Genomic DNA, 16,137 nt, shown 5'->3' with positions numbered 1-16,137 from the left:
GCACCTGATATGTCCGCAGATCCGATTTTTGCATCGCTGACTCTGCCTTGCGGCGTGTCGATCAAAAACCGCCTCGCTAAATCGGCAATGTCGGATTCACTTGGCGACGGCCGGGGCGACCCAACGGACGAACAAATCCAGCTCTATGGTCGTTGGGCTGCGGGTGGCGTCGCTCTTAGTATCGTTGGTGAGGTTCAAGGCAACCCGCATGCTGCAGAGAAACCCGGCAACCTGGTCCTTGATGCGCAATCGGACACCGCGAGATTGCGCGCACTGACCCAAAGCGGATCACAAAACGGTGCCTTACTTTTCGCACAGCTTGGTCATGCGGGTGCAATGACCCATCCTCCGATCGGCACACCCAAGGGGCCAAGCGCATTGTCATTGCCCGGGCTGACATGCGCCGCGCTGACTTTGGAAGAGATCGCGGCCCTGCCCGCGCAGTTCGCTCGGACAGCGCATATGGCAAAACAGGTTGGATTTGGCGGTGTTCAAATCCATGCCGCTCATGGATTTCTGCTCAGCCAGTTCCTATCGCCACTCTTTAACAAACGCACCGACACCTATGGCGGCAGCCTGCCAAATCGCGCATGTCTGTTGCTGGAGGTCTTGGAGGCCGTGCGCAACGCCGTTGGGCCCCGCTTTCCTGTCATCATCAAGCTGAACGCGACTGATCAGTTGGACGGCGGCTTTACCGAAACAGAAGCGCTCGACGTTGTGGCCATGCTCGATCAGACAGCCATTGATATGATCGACATTAGTGGTGGCACCTATTTCCCGGGTGCCAAGTCCGCTTCAGATAGCGGCGGCAAGGGGCCATATTTTGAAGTCTTCTGTAAGGGCGCACGCGCAAAGACCAAAAAACCACTGATGCTGACAGGTGGCATCAAAACACTGGAACAAGCTACCAGCATCCTGACAGAAGGCACGGCAGACGTCATCGGCTTGGCACGGGCATTCATTCTGGACCCCGATTTGCCTCAGAGGTGGTACAACAACGGGTCAGCCGTTTCCTTTCCTCGATTTACAGAGCCGCCAGAGGGCGGGGTCACGGCATGGTACACACAGCAAATGGCCCGCATCGGACGGGATCAACCCATTGATCAGTGTGCTGATCTTGACACCGCTATAGCCGACTACAACGCGCGTGATGCCGCACGCATTCCTTTGTGGAACGCGCGTTTCGGTTAACCCCGGAAATACGGAAAGGTCGGGTTTTTCCGACTTTCGCCGATCAGCCCTAGCCATTCTTGTCACAGTCACGCTACCCTGCTCCCAATAGATCATGTGCAACGACAAAGGACTGTGCCCCATGACCCGCTTCACCCTTAAGACAACCGCTTTTGCGACACTGATGCTAGGCGCTGCCGCCCCCGCCTTGGCTCAGGACATCTGTGGCGGCTCTGGCAACAACGGTCAGTGGATTGGCGGCGATGAGGTCAGCTCTGACATCACGACCGCTGATGTCTACCGCGAACAGATGGCGCTGGTTCTTGGTGGGAATGAATACGTGTCACTGTTCACCCTCAGCGCACCCACAGATGTCAGGATCGAGGCGGCAGGGCGCGGTTCCGGTGACCCCATTATTGATCTGCTCGACAGTGCGGGCGGCATCATCCTGTCCGACGACGACTCGGGCGGCAATGCGGCATCCCGGGCCGAAACCACGTTGGAGGCTGGCACCTACTGCATGTCGATGCGCAGTTATGATGGCGGCCCCATGACCGCATTCGTCCGCATCGGACGGCAGGAGCAGGAACCTCTAACAGACGGTATTGATACCGGTGGCAGCAGCGGCCCCGCAGGCAGCTGTGAGAGTGCGGCACCTTTTGGTGCGCTCGGCAACAGCGTTTCAGCTTCTGTCGATGATACCCCCTACTGGAGCTTTACGCTTGAGGATCAGACCCCCATCACCATTGTCGCAGAAAACGAATCTGCCGATCCAGTCATCACACTTTATGGACCGGGTGAGGTCTATATCGACGAAAACGACGATTATGATGGGCTGAACTCACGTCTCGATTTCACTGATGGGCTGGCTGCGGGCACCTATTGCCTTGCGGTGACCTCTCTGAATGATGACAGCCTCCCCATCACGGTCAGTATCAGCGAATATGATGCCGAAGAGGCCCTGCGCAGTCTTTATGCCCGTGGCGAAGCGGCCCCACCGCTTGATGGCAGCGTGCCAGTTACCGATTTGGGTACACTCACATCACGTATCCGCCAGGACGTTCAGTCGACCGAAGATGTGACATGGTACAGCATTGAACTTGACGATGCTTAAGCCTGCTGGTTGTCGAGGCAATTGCCAATGGCAACAGTGACCCATGGCTTGTCGTCTATGATGATCTGGGCCGTCAGGTTGGACAAAACGACGACTATGGCGACGGGCTGGACAGCCTGATCGCGGTACGCCTGCAAGCCGGTACATACATCATCGGCGTGCGCCAATATGATGGTGGGCAAGGATTTATTCGCCTCCTGGCCGAACGCTATGTCCGCGCGCAATAAGTAACGCTGTCGGGTGCCCCGATTGTGGGCACCCGATCCATCAGCACCATTTTTTATGGCTTCTTGCATCAACAGACGACCCGAAGCACAAACCACCCACTGCAAAATAGAACCAACCTCATCATCGCGACCGGCACACTGTGTCTGATAGCAATCATGTGCTTTGCGATTGCGCAGCAACCGTTCAACTGGTGGGTATTTCCCTTCATCACACTCTTCGGCATCATTTTTGCCGGTGTGCTGAGTTTCTGCCTGTCAGGCTATCGCGAGGAAAAATTCCGCGTCAAAGCCATGGGCACCCATCCTGATCAACCTTGGATGTGGGATGCGCGGTGGCAGACGGACATTATCCCATCACGCAGCAAGACAAGCCTTTGGGGCACTTTGGCCTTCTTTGTCATACTTGCAATGTTTGGCTTGATGGGTGTGGCACAAATCATCGACAAGCTGCCCAGCGGTAATTTTTGGACGCTCCTAGGGGTCATACCGGTTGTGGCTGCAATCTACTTTGGGCGTCAGACACACCGCGCATGGAAAACACTTCGCTTTGAAAGAGGTATCTCACTCATTCTGGACAGCCGTCCGGCCTGGACGGGTTCCGCATTGTCGGCTCGGTTGGTTTGCACCGACCGACGTCACGCGGATCATGTGCAAGTACATCTCGAGCACATCACGGTCATCAGAGAAGAAGAAACAGATGGCGTGAATTTCAAAACGGTGGTGGATCGCAAATGCGCTTACCAAGCGGACGTTCGCGTCGATGATACTGGGCATTTCATTGCAAATCTACGTGTTGATATTCCTTCTGGCAGTCCGGAAACTGCATGGATCGAAGACGCCGAACCCAACCGCTGGTGGGATCTGATCGTAACGCTTGGTGTCGCAGGCGAAGACATCCACTTACGCTACGAAGTGCCAGTCGCCACACCGCCATAACGTCGGGCGGCGCGCCTGATAACGGCCCGGCACTTCAATACCCGCTATCGCCCGAACGTATCCGCCAAAAGCCGGGCAAGCGTGGCCTGATCCAGATAGCCGGTCGCGGTCAGATTGCCCTGTCGCTGATACCGGCCAATCGCGCGGCGCGTATCGCTGTCAAACCGTCCATCTACGCGACCCGGATTAAACCCCAGTTTCTGCAGGCGGTCTTCAATTAAACGCCTTAGGACCGGATTGATATTCAACGCCTGCTCGCGCGCGCGGGCTTCTTCATTGTCTGCTTCTTGCGTCTCAGCAAGATTACTGAGCGCCTCATTGGCAAAGATACCTTCGGGATACCGATCAAGGTAGGCGCGATAGCCAGCCCGGGTCCCACGTGCCCCGGTTTCTTCCCAATAGTCGCGGTCCAGTGCCAGCGCCTCTTCACGCGCCCGTTCTTCTTCGGCTTCAATTTCAGCCGCGCGGCGGCCTGCCTGAGCGTCAATGCGATTGATCTGCTCGGTTGTCAGAAAAGAGGTCTGTGCAAAGCCGTTGTTCTGCTGCCAGTTACGGATTGCTCCACGTGATCCGGGGCCAAAGATACCATCAACCCCACGGGTACTGAAATCAAGCAATGTCAGGTTGCGCTGGATCGTCCGGCGTTCATTGCGCGTCAGATTCAACCCGTCTTCTTCAATTTCAGCAAGCCTGACCGGATCACGCTCGATCTGGTCCAACCTGCGCCGCGCCTCGGTCACATAAGGGCTGCCCGGGTTATCAAAGATAAAGTCCCGGTACGCGTCCGCCGTGTCCCTGTCTTGAGCAAGCGTCCAAGCCCGCAGGCTGGGATCAATGGTCGGTAATCGCGGGGCAACCTCGGAGTCCTCAGACTGCATGACAAGGCTCTGTGGCACATAACCCGTCGCGTTCAGGCGGCGACTGTTGCGGACGAACGCCATCACGTCGCCTCCCGGTTCAGTCACCGCATCCAAAACCACGCCATCGGTCATGTTAGGCTCACCATAAAGCACGGTGACACCCTGCGGCACATTAAGCGCGCCGACACCTTCACGCAGATAGGAGCCAATCGTGGCATCCGCATTCTGATCATACCCCAGAATCAAAATTGCCTGTCCCGGCGCTTGCGCCAGCACATTCATGACCGTCTCGATGGAAACCGCATTGTCCAATCCAAAGGGGGACGGGCGGTTGGTATCCTCTGCCAGAAACCAACTGCGCGATCCATCCGTGACAAACCGCCCCGCCAATCCGACAATCAGGCGCTCTGCGTCGGTTGCCTCGGCCGCAAAACGGTTCAGCAAGCGGTCCATGTCATCCGCCGACCCGTTGGACAATGTGCTGACGGCATAGCCCGCATCGCGCAGAGCATCCGCCGGATTCAACACATCCAAGCCGTTGCTGACCCGCCGTAACTCTTCATACCGCGACACGCCCATCAAAAGGGCCGCATCATCTGCGAAGGCTGGCAATGCAAGGCCCGTTAAGGCAGCGATGAGGGTCAGTTTGCGCATGGCGCGTCTCCTTTGGTTATTCTTGCGCGCCGTCATGAAAACGACGTCGCGCACCAAAGACGCTAGGCCAGCGGGCCGCTGCTATTCAATAGCGCGGCATAAACCGGCGGATGATGCGCGGGTTTCCTATTCCGCCGCAACGGGGTTGACCGCCTTTTCGACTTTCACCGCCGAGAACTTAAACTCAGGGATTTTGCCGTAGGGATCGACCGCCGGATTGGTCAGGATATTCGCTGCCGCTTCGACATAGGCAAAGGGGACGAAGACCATGTCCGGGGCCACAGCCCGATCCTCGCGCGCCATAATGACGATGCTGCCACGCCGGGTAGAGAGCTTGACCAAACCACCCGGCTCGACCCCCAGCTTGCGCAGGGTTGAGGGGTGCAGTGAACAGTTTGCTTCTGGCTCGACCGCGTCCAGCACTTTGGACCTGCGGGTCATGGAACCCGTGTGCCAGTGCTCCAACTGCCGCCCGGTGGTCAGGATCATCGGGTAGTCCGCATCTGGCGTTTCATCAGGTGCGATCACGCTTGCGGGTGTAAACTTGGCGCGTCCATTTTCGCGCGGGAAGCCATCCCCGAAGACGATAGGCTGGCCGGGGTCTTCGGGCGAGAGTGACGGGTAGGTCACCGCATTCTGGTCCTCCAGACGATCCCAGGTGATGTTGCTGAGCGATTTCATCGACAGGGCCATCTCGCCAAAGACTTCGCTTGGATGCGTGTAAGCCCAATTCAGGCCCAGCCGTTTGGCCAGTTCTGTCGTGATCCACCAATCTTCCTTCGCATTGCCCGGTGGTGGCACCGCTGGACGGCCCATCTGGACCTGACGGTTGGTATTCGTCACCGTGCCGGATTTCTCGGCAAAGGCTGAAGCAGGCAGGATCACATCGGCGAAGTTGGCCGTTTCTGTGATGAAAATATCCTGCACCACAAGATGCTTGAGCTTTGCCAGCGCATCACGCGCATGTTCGACATCAGGGTCTGACATCGCGGGATTTTCGCCCAGAATGTACATCCCTTGGATGTCGCCCGCATGCACAGCGTCGAGGATTTCAGTGACTGTCAGGCCCTTGTTAGGGTCAATCGAGCCTTCTTCCCAAATCTCTTGGAACGCAGATCGCACCCCATCATCGCCTACAGGCTGGTAGTCTGGCAGGAACATCGGGATCAGACCGGCATCAGAGGCACCCTGCACGTTGTTCTGCCCCCGCAGCGGGTGCAGGCCAGCGCCCGGGCGACCCACTTGCCCCGTCATCAGCGCGAGGCTGATCAAGCAGCGCGAGTTATCGGTGCCGTGAATGTGCTGGCTGACGCCCATACCCCAGAAAATCATCGCGGCCTTGGCACCCGCGAAGGTGCGCGCTACATCGCGGAGGGTCTCTGCCGGGATGCCGCAGATGCCTTCCATCTTCTCAGGGGCGAAGTCCGCAAGATGCGCTTTCTCGGCTTCCCAATTCTCGGTGTAGGCTTCGATATACTGCTGGTCGTAGAGGTTTTCCTCGACAATCGTATGCATGATTGCATTGAGCATTGACACATCCGCGCCAGGACGGAATTGCAGCATATGCGATGCAAAGCGGCGCAGTCCCACGCCGCGCGGGTCCATCACGATCAGCTTGCCACCGCGTTTTGTGAATTGCTTGAAATAGGTCGCGGCGACGGGATGGTTCTCGACGGGGTTGGCGCCGATAACAATGGCGACATCAGCGTTTTCGATCTCGTTAAAGGTCGCGGTCACGGCACCCGAGCCCACGTTCTCCATCAGCGCTGCGACGGATGAGGCGTGGCATAGTCGCGTGCAGTGGTCGACGTTGTTATGGCCAAAGCCTTGGCGGATTAGCTTTTGGAACAGATAGGCTTCTTCATTCGTGCATTTGGCCGAACCAAAGCCTGCAACGCCCGTGCCGCCAATCTCTTTCATGCCGTTCGCTGCCACGTCCAGCGCCTCGTCCCATGTCGCTTCGCGGAAGTGGGTTTGCCAGTTGGCCGGGTCCACGTTCAGACCCTTTGCCGGGGCATCATCGCGCCGGATCAGTGGCTTGGTTAGCCGGTGATCATGGTGAATGTAGTCAAAGCCAAAGCGTCCTTTCACACAAAGCCGCCCCTCGTTTGCGGGGCCGTTGATCCCTTCGACAAATTTGACCTTATTGTCCTTGATCTTGAGCGACACCTGACAGCCGACGCCGCAGAACGGGCAGACGCTTTCGACCTCTTTGTCGTAGTCCTTGCTGTCACCCATCTGGTTTTCGTCGGTGACTGTCGCGGGCAGCAAAGCCCCCGTCGGACACGCCTGCACACATTCACCACAAGCCACGCAAGAAGATGCGCCCATAGGATCGTCCATGTCGAACACCGGATAGGCCGTGCCACCACGGCTTAGCCATGCCAATAACGTCGTTCACCTGCACTTCACGGCAAGCACGTACGCAAAGGCCGCATTGAATACAGGCATCAAGGTTGACGGACATCGCGACGTGGCTGTCGTCGAGCAGCGGGATATGATCGGGTTCTTTCTGCGGAAAGCGGCTTTCGCTCACGTCTTGCGTCACTGCCATGTCCCACAAATGCGAGGATTTGTCATGGGCAACTTCTTGCGCTGGCTGGTCCGCGACCAACAGTTCCATCACCATCTTGCGCGCTTGCTTTTCGCGGGGCTGGTCGGTGGTCACGATCATACCTTCGGAGGGTTCCCGGATGCAGCTGGCAGCCAATGTGCGCTCGCCCTCAATCGCAACCATACATGCGCGGCAATTACCATCGGAACGATAGCCGGGTGCAGGCTTGTGGCACAGATGCGGGATCACAAGGCCGCGTCCATTGGCGACTTCCCAAATCGTCTCACCGGGGGCGGCGGTCACAGACTGACCATCAAGCGTAAAGGTAATGCGGTCTGACATAGGGATTCTCCGGGGTGCGTTGCTGATAATACAGCACTTGCGCCGATTTGCCGAAAGGCCGTGGGCGACCGCCAGCGATGCATTTGCGCCATGCCGAATTTCCGATGGGTGACAGACGTTTCGGTTGGGTGGCACCTAGCCCGCTATTTCGCTTTCCACAAAGGTCAGATTGACGCGCACCTCTGGAATAGTTGGATCAAGCGACCGGGCCCTTCGAAGCGCACTTCGCGCGCCGCGCAGGTCGCCCATGGCATAGCGCGCATTGCCCAGACCAAACTGCCAGAGCCAGTTCTCAGGCCACCGCGCGGCACCCGTTTCATACAGAGTTGCCGCCGCTTGATATTGCTGAACCCGTTCCAATGCGGCTGCGGCAGACAATATAACTGTTTCGGACGTACTGACCGGTAACTGATCAGGTGGCAGAACGACCAGCCCCCAATAGTCACCCCGCCGCCATGTGCGTTCAAAGACGGCGAAGGCCATCACCATTTGATCCAACTGGCCAGAGTTGAGATAAATCTCGTCTTTCTCAAAATCATAGCCGGTCACGACGCCGTAGTGCCAAACCGGCAGAACCCCGAGGCCAAGGTTCTGAAAAACGATAACGGGATGCCCTGCTGTAACTTCGGACAACAACTGATCAAAGTCGTTGATCTCAACGGCAAGCTGCCCAAGTCTGCGGCTGCTGCCAATCATGTCCGCCAGATAGGTGCCACCTGCGCCGGGGCTGAAAGCCAGTGCTGCGACATCCTCTTGTGTGATATCGGACCCAGCCCATTGCATCACCATGGCGATGGACGTCGGGCCGCAATAGAAGGCCTCTTGCTGGATCAGTGGCACGCCGGGCACGCTGGCCCGTGTGGGTGCCTCGAAGGTCAACTGTTGGTCTGGGTCAAACTGTTGTGCACATGCTGCCAGCCAGCACAGAGCCAGCAGGCAGGCAAACCGTCGCAGAAACGGCCCTAGCGCACGCACCGTGTAAAGTTAAAGAACCGCGTAAAGCAGAGCAGGTCTGTGACCAGCAGGATCACGAAGATCGTAAAAATCGTACCGACGATGTCTGCACCCGCGCTGTCGTTTTCCATCTGCGTCAGCATCGTTGCTATCTCGGCATCGGACAAAGCCGCCAAACGCGCCTCGGCCTCGGCCGGATCAATCCCGAGTGCTACGATTTCGGCCTGCACATCATCACGCTGGATTTCATCCATCAGCGCATTGCGGTTTGCCAAGGCGGTGTATTTGTTGATCGCCTGATCGGTGCCAAGCATCTCGGCCTGCGCCATTGTCACTGCTTGTGTGGCCAGAACCAGTTGTGCTGACAGCGCGATGGCGATGCCCTTTTTGCTGATGTTTAGAAAGCTCATATCGCCTATTCCCATTCTACGGCGGGATTGGCGCCCGCCGCGTTTCCCAATTTGGCGCTAGCTTTCAGCAATTTCGGGCGCGACGCAACCATTTGGATGGAATTCACCCCGCGATGGGCAAGTTCCCGTCTACGCGAAGGCCATCATGTTGTTGTAAAGGAAGATCCGCAAAATCTCGATCCCTACCAGAACAACGATAGGTGTCAGGTCAATGCCGCCTAAATCCGGCATGTAACGCCGGATACGGCTGTAGATCGGATCAAGGATGCGTTCCAGCCCGTACCAGACCTGCCCGACAAACTCTTGCCGGATGTTGAGCACCTCAAACCGGATCAGCCAACTCATGATGAAGTGCGCGATCACGAAGAAACGGAGCACACCGAGAACCAAAAGGATGGCTTGGATAATTGTTAGCATAGAAAGAATGCCCTTCGTTTTGTTTGCCAAGACCTAAGCGCTCATGCGCACGCCGACAAGTCCAAGGTTGCCGCGAGGTCAAAGTTGACGTTTACGTCAACCAAGCTCATCACTTTCATCAAAGCAAAAGGACATCGCCCATGTATCCTATGGTACGTTTGGTTAAAGAAGTTGTGAAAGCCCGTCGCATGCCGCCGCTTCACGTATTGGGCACGCATGTGTCGCATCATCGGTGCTGGCCGCAGGACATCGACTATTTCTTCGAGATGAATAACGGGCGCATCCTGACAATCCTTGATCTGGGGCGCACCGGGCTTGCCCAACGGGTCGGTCTGCTGCGGGCGTTGCGCGAAAACGGTTGGGGATTGACCATTGCGGGGTCTTCGGTTCGGTATCGCAAGCGGATCAGGCCTTTCGTCAAGTTCCGCACTGTCAGCAAAGCTGTGGGTTGGAGCCACCGGTTCTTCTACCTCGAACAGACAATCTGGATCGGTGAAGAATGTGCGGTACAGGCCCTCTATCGCTCGGCTGTGACGGATAGAAATGGCATTGTCGATCCGGGGCGCGTCTTTGCGGCGGTTGGTATGGATCAACCTTCACCGGACAAGCCTGCATGGGTGCAGGCATGGATTGATGCCGACAATACCCGCCCATGGCCGCCAGAGGATGACGGCACGGCCTAAGAAAGATTTCTTGCCAGCTGCAACTATATCTGTGTCTTATCCCTGTAAGGGAAGAGCAGGAACAAGTATATGGCAGTCGCTAAGAAACGCATCTGGGGATGGATGGCCTTTGATTGGGCATCGCAACCCTTCTACACACTTGGCCTGACTTTCATTTTCGGACCTTACTTCGCCGTCGTGGCGACAGAGTATTTCCTCGGCACCGGGATGACCGATGCCGCCGCAGATGCGCGCGCGCAATCTGTTTGGTCTGCCGGGCAAACCGTTGCCGGTCTTCTGATCGCGTTCAGTGCACCGTTTTTGGGAGCATTTGCGGATAACTCGGGCCGCAAGATGCCGTGGATTGCGTTCTTCTCGATTGTTTATGTGATCGCGACATTCATGCTGTGGGGGCTAAAACCCGACGGATCTGCGCTCATCTTGATGCTGATCATATTCTACGTGGGCTTCTTTGCCGCGGAAAGCGCGCTGAACTTCGTAAACGCGATCCTGCCATCACTGGGCAATGATGAAGAGGTCGGGCGCATCTCCGGCTCTGGCGCGGCATTTGGCTATTGGGGTGGAGTCATATCGCTGTTCGTCATGCTGCTTCTACTGGCCGAAAACGATCAGGGCGTGACCCTTCTGGGCAACCCGCCACTCTTTGGGCTTGATCCCGAAATGCGAGAGGGGACCCGCTCAGTCGGGCCATTCATCGCGATATGGTACATCATCTTCATCATTCCGTTCTTCATGTTTGTCCGCGACGACCCCAAAGCCGAGAAGAAATCAACCAGACTGAGCGCTGTTTGGCGCGAATTGATCGAAACATTGCGTGACGTGCTGCACCGCAAGAGCCTGTTGAATTTCCTTATTGGCTCCATGTTCTATCGCGATGCGCTGAACGCGCTTTATGCATTTGGGGGCGTCTATGCAGCACTGGTGCTGGATTGGCAGACCATCCAGATCGGGGTCTTTGGAATCATTGCAGCCATTGCAGCTGCGATCACAACGTGGTTGTCGGGATTGGCGGATTCGCGGTTTGGGCCGAAACCAGTGATCCGCATCGCGGTGTGGGTCCTTATCTTGGTCTCGGTGGTTATTGTCAGCATGTCGCGCGAGGCGATCTTTGGCATCCCCTTCGCCGAAGGATCCAGCGTTCCTGACATCATCTTCTACATCTGCGGTATGTGCATCGGCGGTGCTGGCGGTGCGGTTTATGCATCGTCCCGCTCAATGATGGTCCGTCACACACACCCTGACCGCCCGGCCGAGGCTTTCGGCTTGTTTGCGCTGACCGGTAAGGCGACAGCATTTCTTGCCCCCGCACTGATTACTTTGTTCACCGTCATGACCGGTAACAATCAATTAGGGTTCCTGCCTGTAATCTTCCTTTTCCTGATCGGGCTTTTGTTGTTACGATGGGTCAATAAAGACGGAGATCGCGCAGAATGGTCCGCCTCATAATCGCAGCAGTGTTGGTCGCCGGATTGGCGGCATGTCAGACAGAAGAACCATCGTTGGCCTCTCAGGCCAGCGGAAACCCAAATGATACACGCATCGCCAAGACGCTCTTTGGGGCGGCGCCCACGGGGTCTGCTCAGGCACCGCAACCCATCGGGGGCTATTCGCGTGGATGCCAGGCCGCGGTCAGCAATTGGCGGAAACCGGACCGACATGGCAGGCGATGCGCTTGTCGCGTAACCGCAACTGGGCGCAGCCTGTCACGATTGACTATATTCAGGACCTCAGCCGCTTCGCTGCAACTCAACCGGGTTGGGAAGGGCTCTATGTGGGTGATATGAGCCAGCCACGCGGCGGGCCGATGCTGACAGGCCATGTCAGCCACCAGTCGGGGCTGGACGTTGATATCTGGATGTTGCCGCCAGACCGGCTGAATCTGACAGCGGAGGAACGCGAGAACCTTTCATCGATCTCAATGCGTCGTCAGGCCGGGGCCTTTACCAACAGCCGTTGGACCCCCCAGCATGAGGCGATTTTCAAGGCCGCCGCCTCTGATCCGCGCACGGCACGCATCTTTGTTTTTCCGGGCGCAAAGGTTGCGATGTGCAACTCTGCCACGGGTGATCGCAGTTGGCTAAACAAGATACGCCCTTGGTGGGGACATCACTATCATTTCCACGTGCGGCTGAATTGTCCTGCTGGCGCTACCAACTGCACCAATCAAACGCCCCCACCCCCGGTGATGGCTGCGATGATGCGCAGGCCTGGGTAGACCGTATCCTGAACCCACCACCACCAGACCCCGATGCACCAGCGCCGACACCGCGCGCTGAGCTGACCATGGCCAATCTGCCCGGCCAGTGTGACGCCGTCCTGAACGCTCAGTAGTTGCTGCGCCTTGTCTGCCTTTATGCTCTTCTCAGGGCCCTTCCCGTCTATGCGGAAGCCACATATCTGGGCAGCTATGAGTGGACCATGGCAGACCCTGCCTTTGGCGGATTTTCAGGGATCGAGGTTTCTGACGACGGTGCGCGCTTTGTCGCGTTGAGCGACCGCGGCGCAATGGTACGTGGGACGCTCCAACGCCAGAACAACACTATCGTAGCCGTCGAAGCTGGACCAATCCAACGCCTGCGCGGGGCATTCGGCATCCCACTGAATCGCGCAAACAGCGATAGCGAAGGGCTGGCAATTGGGCCTGATGGACTGGCCTACATTTCGTTTGAATGGACGCACGGGTTGCGCTCATTTGCCCAAGACGGTGGACCGGCTTCTAACCTGATCACGACCACAGCCTTTGACGGGATGCAAGACAATGCCTCTTTGGAAGCGCTCGCCATCGGCCCCGATGGTGCGCTCTACACCATGCCGGAACGATCTGGACGTGTGACCATCCCATTCCCGGTTTTCCGTCTTCTTAACGGTCACTGGGACCAGCCCTTCACCATTCCACGGCGCGGACCCTACCTTTTGTCGGGCGCCGATATCGGGCCGGACGGCTTGTTGTATGTGCTGGAGCGGGACTTCGTCGGAATCGGCTTTCGCAACCGCGTGCGGCGCTTTGCACTGGACGGCAGCGGAGAGAAATTGATCCTGGAAACCGGATTGCGCACGCATGACAATCTTGAGGGCATCAGCATTTGGCGGGACGCCGACGGCCTGCGGATGACACTCATTTCCGACGACAACTTTCGCAGCTTTCAACGGACAGAGATCGTTGAATACCGATTGACGGACTAATCAGGCGGCGTTAAGTCGCCTTGTCCCCGACGTCCGGGGGCCAAGTGCCGCACCCTTGTCAAAACGGATTAATCAAATGACACGCATCCTTCCCGGCGTTATCGCCATGGCCACCATTGTTGTGGCGTCCAATATTCTTGTGCAATTCCTCATCCTTGATGGGCTACTGACCTGGGGGCGTTCACCTATCCGCTCGCGTTCCTTGTTACTGACGTGATGAACCGGGTCTATGGGCCAAGTGCGGCGCGGAAGGTTGTATTCTCTGGTCTCGTCGTGGGCATTATCTGCTCACTGATCGGTAGCCAGATCATGTTGCAAGGCGATGGGTTCGAATACCCCGCAGTGGCATTGCGGATCGCGATTGGATCGGCAACCGCATTCCTGATTGCACAACTGCTCGATATCGCTGTGTTCCAACGCCTGAACGCTGGCTCATGGTGGAAGGCACCTTTGGGTAGCACATTGGTTGGTTCAACAGTCGATACAGCGATTTTCTTTTCCATTGCATTTGCCGCCGTTTTCAACGGGTTCAGCGCCTCGGCCGCAGAAGAAGTGATGTGGGCGCAAGACACCGCACCGCTGTTGCTGACGGGCCCCCACGCGCCGCTTTGGGTCACATTGGCCATCGCAGACTGGGGCGTCAAACTGACCATCGCGCTGCTCGCTTTGGTGCCATTTCGCATCATTGTTACGCGTCTCCTTCTGCGCAGCGCATAAACACGAGATCAGGTATCTTTTTACTTGAAATATACCAAATCTGTGCGAATCTCTTTTCAGGCGAAACATTTGAAAGGAGGTGATCCAGTGCATCATGAGGTATTGGAGAAGTGTGTCGGGACAACTTGGGAGGATCGCAGCTAGGGCAGCCCTTGGCTGAGGAATACCCAAGGTGGAGATCCTAACCGACCCACCTCCGTAATTCAGGAAAGGGCCATCCCGTCGCCGGGGTGGCCCTTTTTCTTTCAGGAAACCATCGTATGTTTCGCGTACAGAACCTGTACACACACTTAGGCAGCACATGCGAATCAATGATCAGATCGAAATTGCAGATTGGGAGCTGACGGAAAGTTTTGCGCGGTCGTCGGGTCCGGGTGGTCAGAACGTGAACAAAGTGTCGACAGCTGTCGAACTACGGTTCGAAGCGGAACGCTCACCGAACCTGCTTAGCCCCCGTAAAAGCAAGGCTGAAACGACTGGCAGGGCGGCGTTGGACTCAGGACGGCGCGCTTGTCCTGTTTGTGCAGGACACACGCAGCCAAGCCCGCAATCGGGAAATCGCCCGTCAACGGTTGGCTGACCTGATCATGCGCGCTTGCGAAAAACCAAAACGCCGGATTGCAACCAAGCCGACCTACGGGTCCGTCAAACGCCGATTAGCCAACAAAAAAGCCCGTGGCGAGGTCAAGGCGTTACGCGGCAAGATCGGCGATTAAACCATTGCCGCGCTCACGAGTTATTAAGACATTTCGTTAATATTAACAGGCAGTCGTTCTTTGGATACTGCCGCATGCTTCAGCTTCAAGTTTTGGTTCCGCCGATTGTCGCACTGATGGGCCTGGCCTTTCTGTTTAACGTCATCTTGCGGCATTTTCATGAATCACGGTATGAGCAGATCGCCTTTGGCTTGCTTTTTGGGGTGACAATTGGCGCCGGTATGATCAACCCGCTGACACTTGGCGAAGGCGTCATCTTTGATACGCGCACCGTGCTGGTCGGCGCAGCCGTCGCATTTGTTGGTCCTGTCGCCGGGTTGATTGCAATGACGATAGGCATCATCTGCCGTGTTGTAATCGGTGGCGCCGGTACAGGGGCAGGTGTTGTTGGTTTACTTTTGGCGTTTGGGCTGGCGCACCTTGCCGCCACCGTTCTGAGGAACCGCATCCGAAAACCAATCCTAAAGGACTTCCTGATGGGCTTGGCCATAACACCGGCGGCAGTTGGGGTTTTTGTACTGCCGTACGAAATGGCCATTGCAATTCTGATATCCATATTTCCAACGCTTCTGTTGGTGGATATTATTGGCATGATAGCCATTGGTTTTGTGTTTCGTCGCGAGGTCAACCACCTTCAGTTGAACAGGAAGTTAGTCGATGACGCCAATAGAGATTCATTGACAAATCTGCTGAACCGGCGCGGCATGGACGCCAAAATCAGTGCGACCACATTTGATGCGCGCGCAGGTCACGCCATGTTTTACATGGATATTGATAACTTCAAACACATCAACGACACTTATGGGCACGGTACCGGTGATGCAACTTTGGCTATTCTTGCCGCCCGCATCAAAGAGAGCATTCGTGATGAGGCTGTCTTTACCCGGCACGGCGGAGATGAGTTTTCAATCTACATGCCACGATTGGAAGCGGCGGATGTGCAATCCGTTGCGGAACGGATTGGCGACTGCATATCAAGCCAAGCTTTTGTATTCGAAAGCAATACTTTTGATGTCTCGATCAGTATTGGCGCGTTTTGGACCAAAAACGATCATTCGATCCAAAGGATGATTGATCAGGCAGATGCACAGTTGCTTCTGGCCAAACAGGCTTAAGCAAGAACCGCGCGCAAGTTGCTTATGACAAAGAACAGCAAACCGCTTCGGTCGCTTAACGGATGCTACGCTGACCTGAGTATTT

General features: G+C 56.6%; 12 protein-coding genes and 4 pseudogenes. 11 read left to right on the top strand and 5 right to left on the bottom strand.

Annotated features, from left to right (window positions below; genetic code table 11):
• Positions 1-9 precede the first annotated feature (9 nt).
• The 4 genes from QTO30_RS16650 (at position 10) to QTO30_RS16635 (ending at position 3,447) form a co-directional block, all read left to right on the top strand.
• Complete coding sequence (locus QTO30_RS16650) at positions 10-1,191, top strand: oxidoreductase (RefSeq protein ID WP_340425189.1); 1,182 nt, start codon at positions 10-12, stop codon at positions 1,189-1,191.
• Between the two features lie 121 nt (positions 1,192-1,312).
• Positions 1,313-2,284 carry a PPC domain-containing protein gene (locus tag QTO30_RS16645; RefSeq protein ID WP_340425188.1) on the top strand — a complete coding sequence of 324 codons (972 nt, stop codon included), beginning with the start codon at positions 1,313-1,315 and terminating at the stop codon, positions 2,282-2,284.
• Between the two features lie 2 nt (positions 2,285-2,286).
• Positions 2,287-2,511, top strand: coding sequence for a DVUA0089 family protein (locus tag QTO30_RS16640; protein WP_340425958.1), 225 nt, complete (start codon positions 2,287-2,289; stop codon positions 2,509-2,511).
• 156 nt (positions 2,512-2,667) lie between these two features.
• On the top strand, positions 2,668-3,447 hold the full coding sequence (locus QTO30_RS16635) for a hypothetical protein (RefSeq protein ID WP_340425187.1): 780 nt from the start codon (positions 2,668-2,670) through the stop codon (positions 3,445-3,447).
• Positions 3,448-3,491: 44 nt separating this feature from the next.
• On the opposite strand, the gene QTO30_RS16630 is transcribed toward QTO30_RS16635, so the two are convergent.
• The 5 genes and pseudogenes from QTO30_RS16630 to QTO30_RS16610 form a co-directional block, all read right to left on the bottom strand.
• On the bottom strand, positions 3,492-4,961 hold the full coding sequence (locus QTO30_RS16630; RefSeq protein WP_340425186.1) for a peptidoglycan-binding domain-containing protein: 1,470 nt from the start codon (positions 4,959-4,961) through the stop codon (positions 3,492-3,494).
• A 126-nt stretch (positions 4,962-5,087) separates the two neighbouring features.
• Positions 5,088-7,857: pseudogene (fdhF, locus tag QTO30_RS16625) on the bottom strand (formate dehydrogenase subunit alpha).
• Positions 7,858-7,992: 135 nt separating this feature from the next.
• The gene (locus QTO30_RS16620) at positions 7,993-8,736 is read right to left on the bottom strand and encodes a PA2778 family cysteine peptidase (protein ID WP_340425185.1); all 744 of its coding nucleotides are present in this window, start codon (positions 8,734-8,736) and stop codon (positions 7,993-7,995) included.
• An 83-nt stretch (positions 8,737-8,819) separates the two neighbouring features.
• Positions 8,820-9,221: a PA2779 family protein gene (locus QTO30_RS16615; protein ID WP_340425184.1), complete on the bottom strand. Its 402-nt coding sequence runs from the start codon at positions 9,219-9,221 to the stop codon at positions 8,820-8,822.
• 129 nt (positions 9,222-9,350) lie between these two features.
• On the bottom strand, positions 9,351-9,638 hold the full coding sequence (locus QTO30_RS16610) for a YggT family protein (protein ID WP_340425183.1): 288 nt from the start codon (positions 9,636-9,638) through the stop codon (positions 9,351-9,353).
• Positions 9,639-9,778: 140 nt separating this feature from the next.
• On the opposite strand from QTO30_RS16610, the gene QTO30_RS16605 reads away from it, so the two are divergent.
• From QTO30_RS16605 to QTO30_RS16575, 7 genes and pseudogenes are all read left to right on the top strand, one after another.
• The gene (locus QTO30_RS16605) at positions 9,779-10,321 is read left to right on the top strand and encodes an acyl-CoA thioesterase (protein ID WP_340425182.1); all 543 of its coding nucleotides are present in this window, start codon (positions 9,779-9,781) and stop codon (positions 10,319-10,321) included.
• 69 nt (positions 10,322-10,390) lie between these two features.
• Positions 10,391-11,767, top strand: a complete 1,377-nt coding sequence (locus QTO30_RS16600; protein ID WP_340425181.1) for an MFS transporter — start codon at positions 10,391-10,393, stop codon at positions 11,765-11,767.
• A pseudogene (gene mepA / locus QTO30_RS16595) lies at positions 11,752-12,652 on the top strand (penicillin-insensitive murein endopeptidase). Before QTO30_RS16600 ends, mepA begins: the two are co-directional and overlap by 16 nt.
• A gap of 87 nt (positions 12,653-12,739) precedes the next feature.
• The gene (locus QTO30_RS16590; protein WP_340425180.1) at positions 12,740-13,504 is read left to right on the top strand and encodes an esterase-like activity of phytase family protein; all 765 of its coding nucleotides are present in this window, start codon (positions 12,740-12,742) and stop codon (positions 13,502-13,504) included.
• Positions 13,505-13,580: 76 nt separating this feature from the next.
• Positions 13,581-14,221 (top strand): annotated as a pseudogene (locus QTO30_RS16585) (queuosine precursor transporter).
• A 301-nt stretch (positions 14,222-14,522) separates the two neighbouring features.
• Positions 14,523-14,937: pseudogene (gene arfB / locus QTO30_RS16580) on the top strand (alternative ribosome rescue aminoacyl-tRNA hydrolase ArfB).
• A 74-nt stretch (positions 14,938-15,011) separates the two neighbouring features.
• The gene (locus QTO30_RS16575; protein WP_340425179.1) at positions 15,012-16,052 is read left to right on the top strand and encodes a GGDEF domain-containing protein; all 1,041 of its coding nucleotides are present in this window, start codon (positions 15,012-15,014) and stop codon (positions 16,050-16,052) included.
• Positions 16,053-16,137 lie beyond the last annotated feature (85 nt).

Origin of the sequence: Yoonia sp. GPGPB17 (genome assembly GCF_037892195.1) — a bacterium.
Taxonomy (GTDB): Bacteria; Pseudomonadota; Alphaproteobacteria; order Rhodobacterales; family Rhodobacteraceae; genus Yoonia.
This window is presented reverse-complemented; position numbering and strand designations above follow the sequence as displayed.

What these genes read in the sequence shown, in the direction of transcription:
- QTO30_RS16610 (WP_340425183.1), bottom strand. Translation starts at nt 9,638, where the DNA reads ATGCTAACAATTATCCAAGCCATCCTTTTGGTTCTCGGTGTGCTCCGT.
- QTO30_RS16650 (WP_340425189.1), top strand. Translation starts at nt 10, where the DNA reads ATGTCCGCAGATCCGATTTTTGCATCGCTGACTCTGCCTTGCGGCGTG.
- QTO30_RS16600 (WP_340425181.1), top strand. Translation starts at nt 10,391, where the DNA reads ATGGCAGTCGCTAAGAAACGCATCTGGGGATGGATGGCCTTTGATTGG.
- QTO30_RS16635 (WP_340425187.1), top strand. Translation starts at nt 2,668, where the DNA reads ATGTGCTTTGCGATTGCGCAGCAACCGTTCAACTGGTGGGTATTTCCC.
- QTO30_RS16575 (WP_340425179.1), top strand. Translation starts at nt 15,012, where the DNA reads ATGCTTCAGCTTCAAGTTTTGGTTCCGCCGATTGTCGCACTGATGGGC.
- QTO30_RS16605 (WP_340425182.1), top strand. Translation starts at nt 9,779, where the DNA reads ATGTATCCTATGGTACGTTTGGTTAAAGAAGTTGTGAAAGCCCGTCGC.
- QTO30_RS16630 (WP_340425186.1), bottom strand. Translation starts at nt 4,961, where the DNA reads ATGCGCAAACTGACCCTCATCGCTGCCTTAACGGGCCTTGCATTGCCA.
- QTO30_RS16615 (WP_340425184.1), bottom strand. Translation starts at nt 9,221, where the DNA reads ATGAGCTTTCTAAACATCAGCAAAAAGGGCATCGCCATCGCGCTGTCA.
- QTO30_RS16645 (WP_340425188.1), top strand. Translation starts at nt 1,313, where the DNA reads ATGACCCGCTTCACCCTTAAGACAACCGCTTTTGCGACACTGATGCTA.
- QTO30_RS16590 (WP_340425180.1), top strand. Translation starts at nt 12,740, where the DNA reads ATGGCAGACCCTGCCTTTGGCGGATTTTCAGGGATCGAGGTTTCTGAC.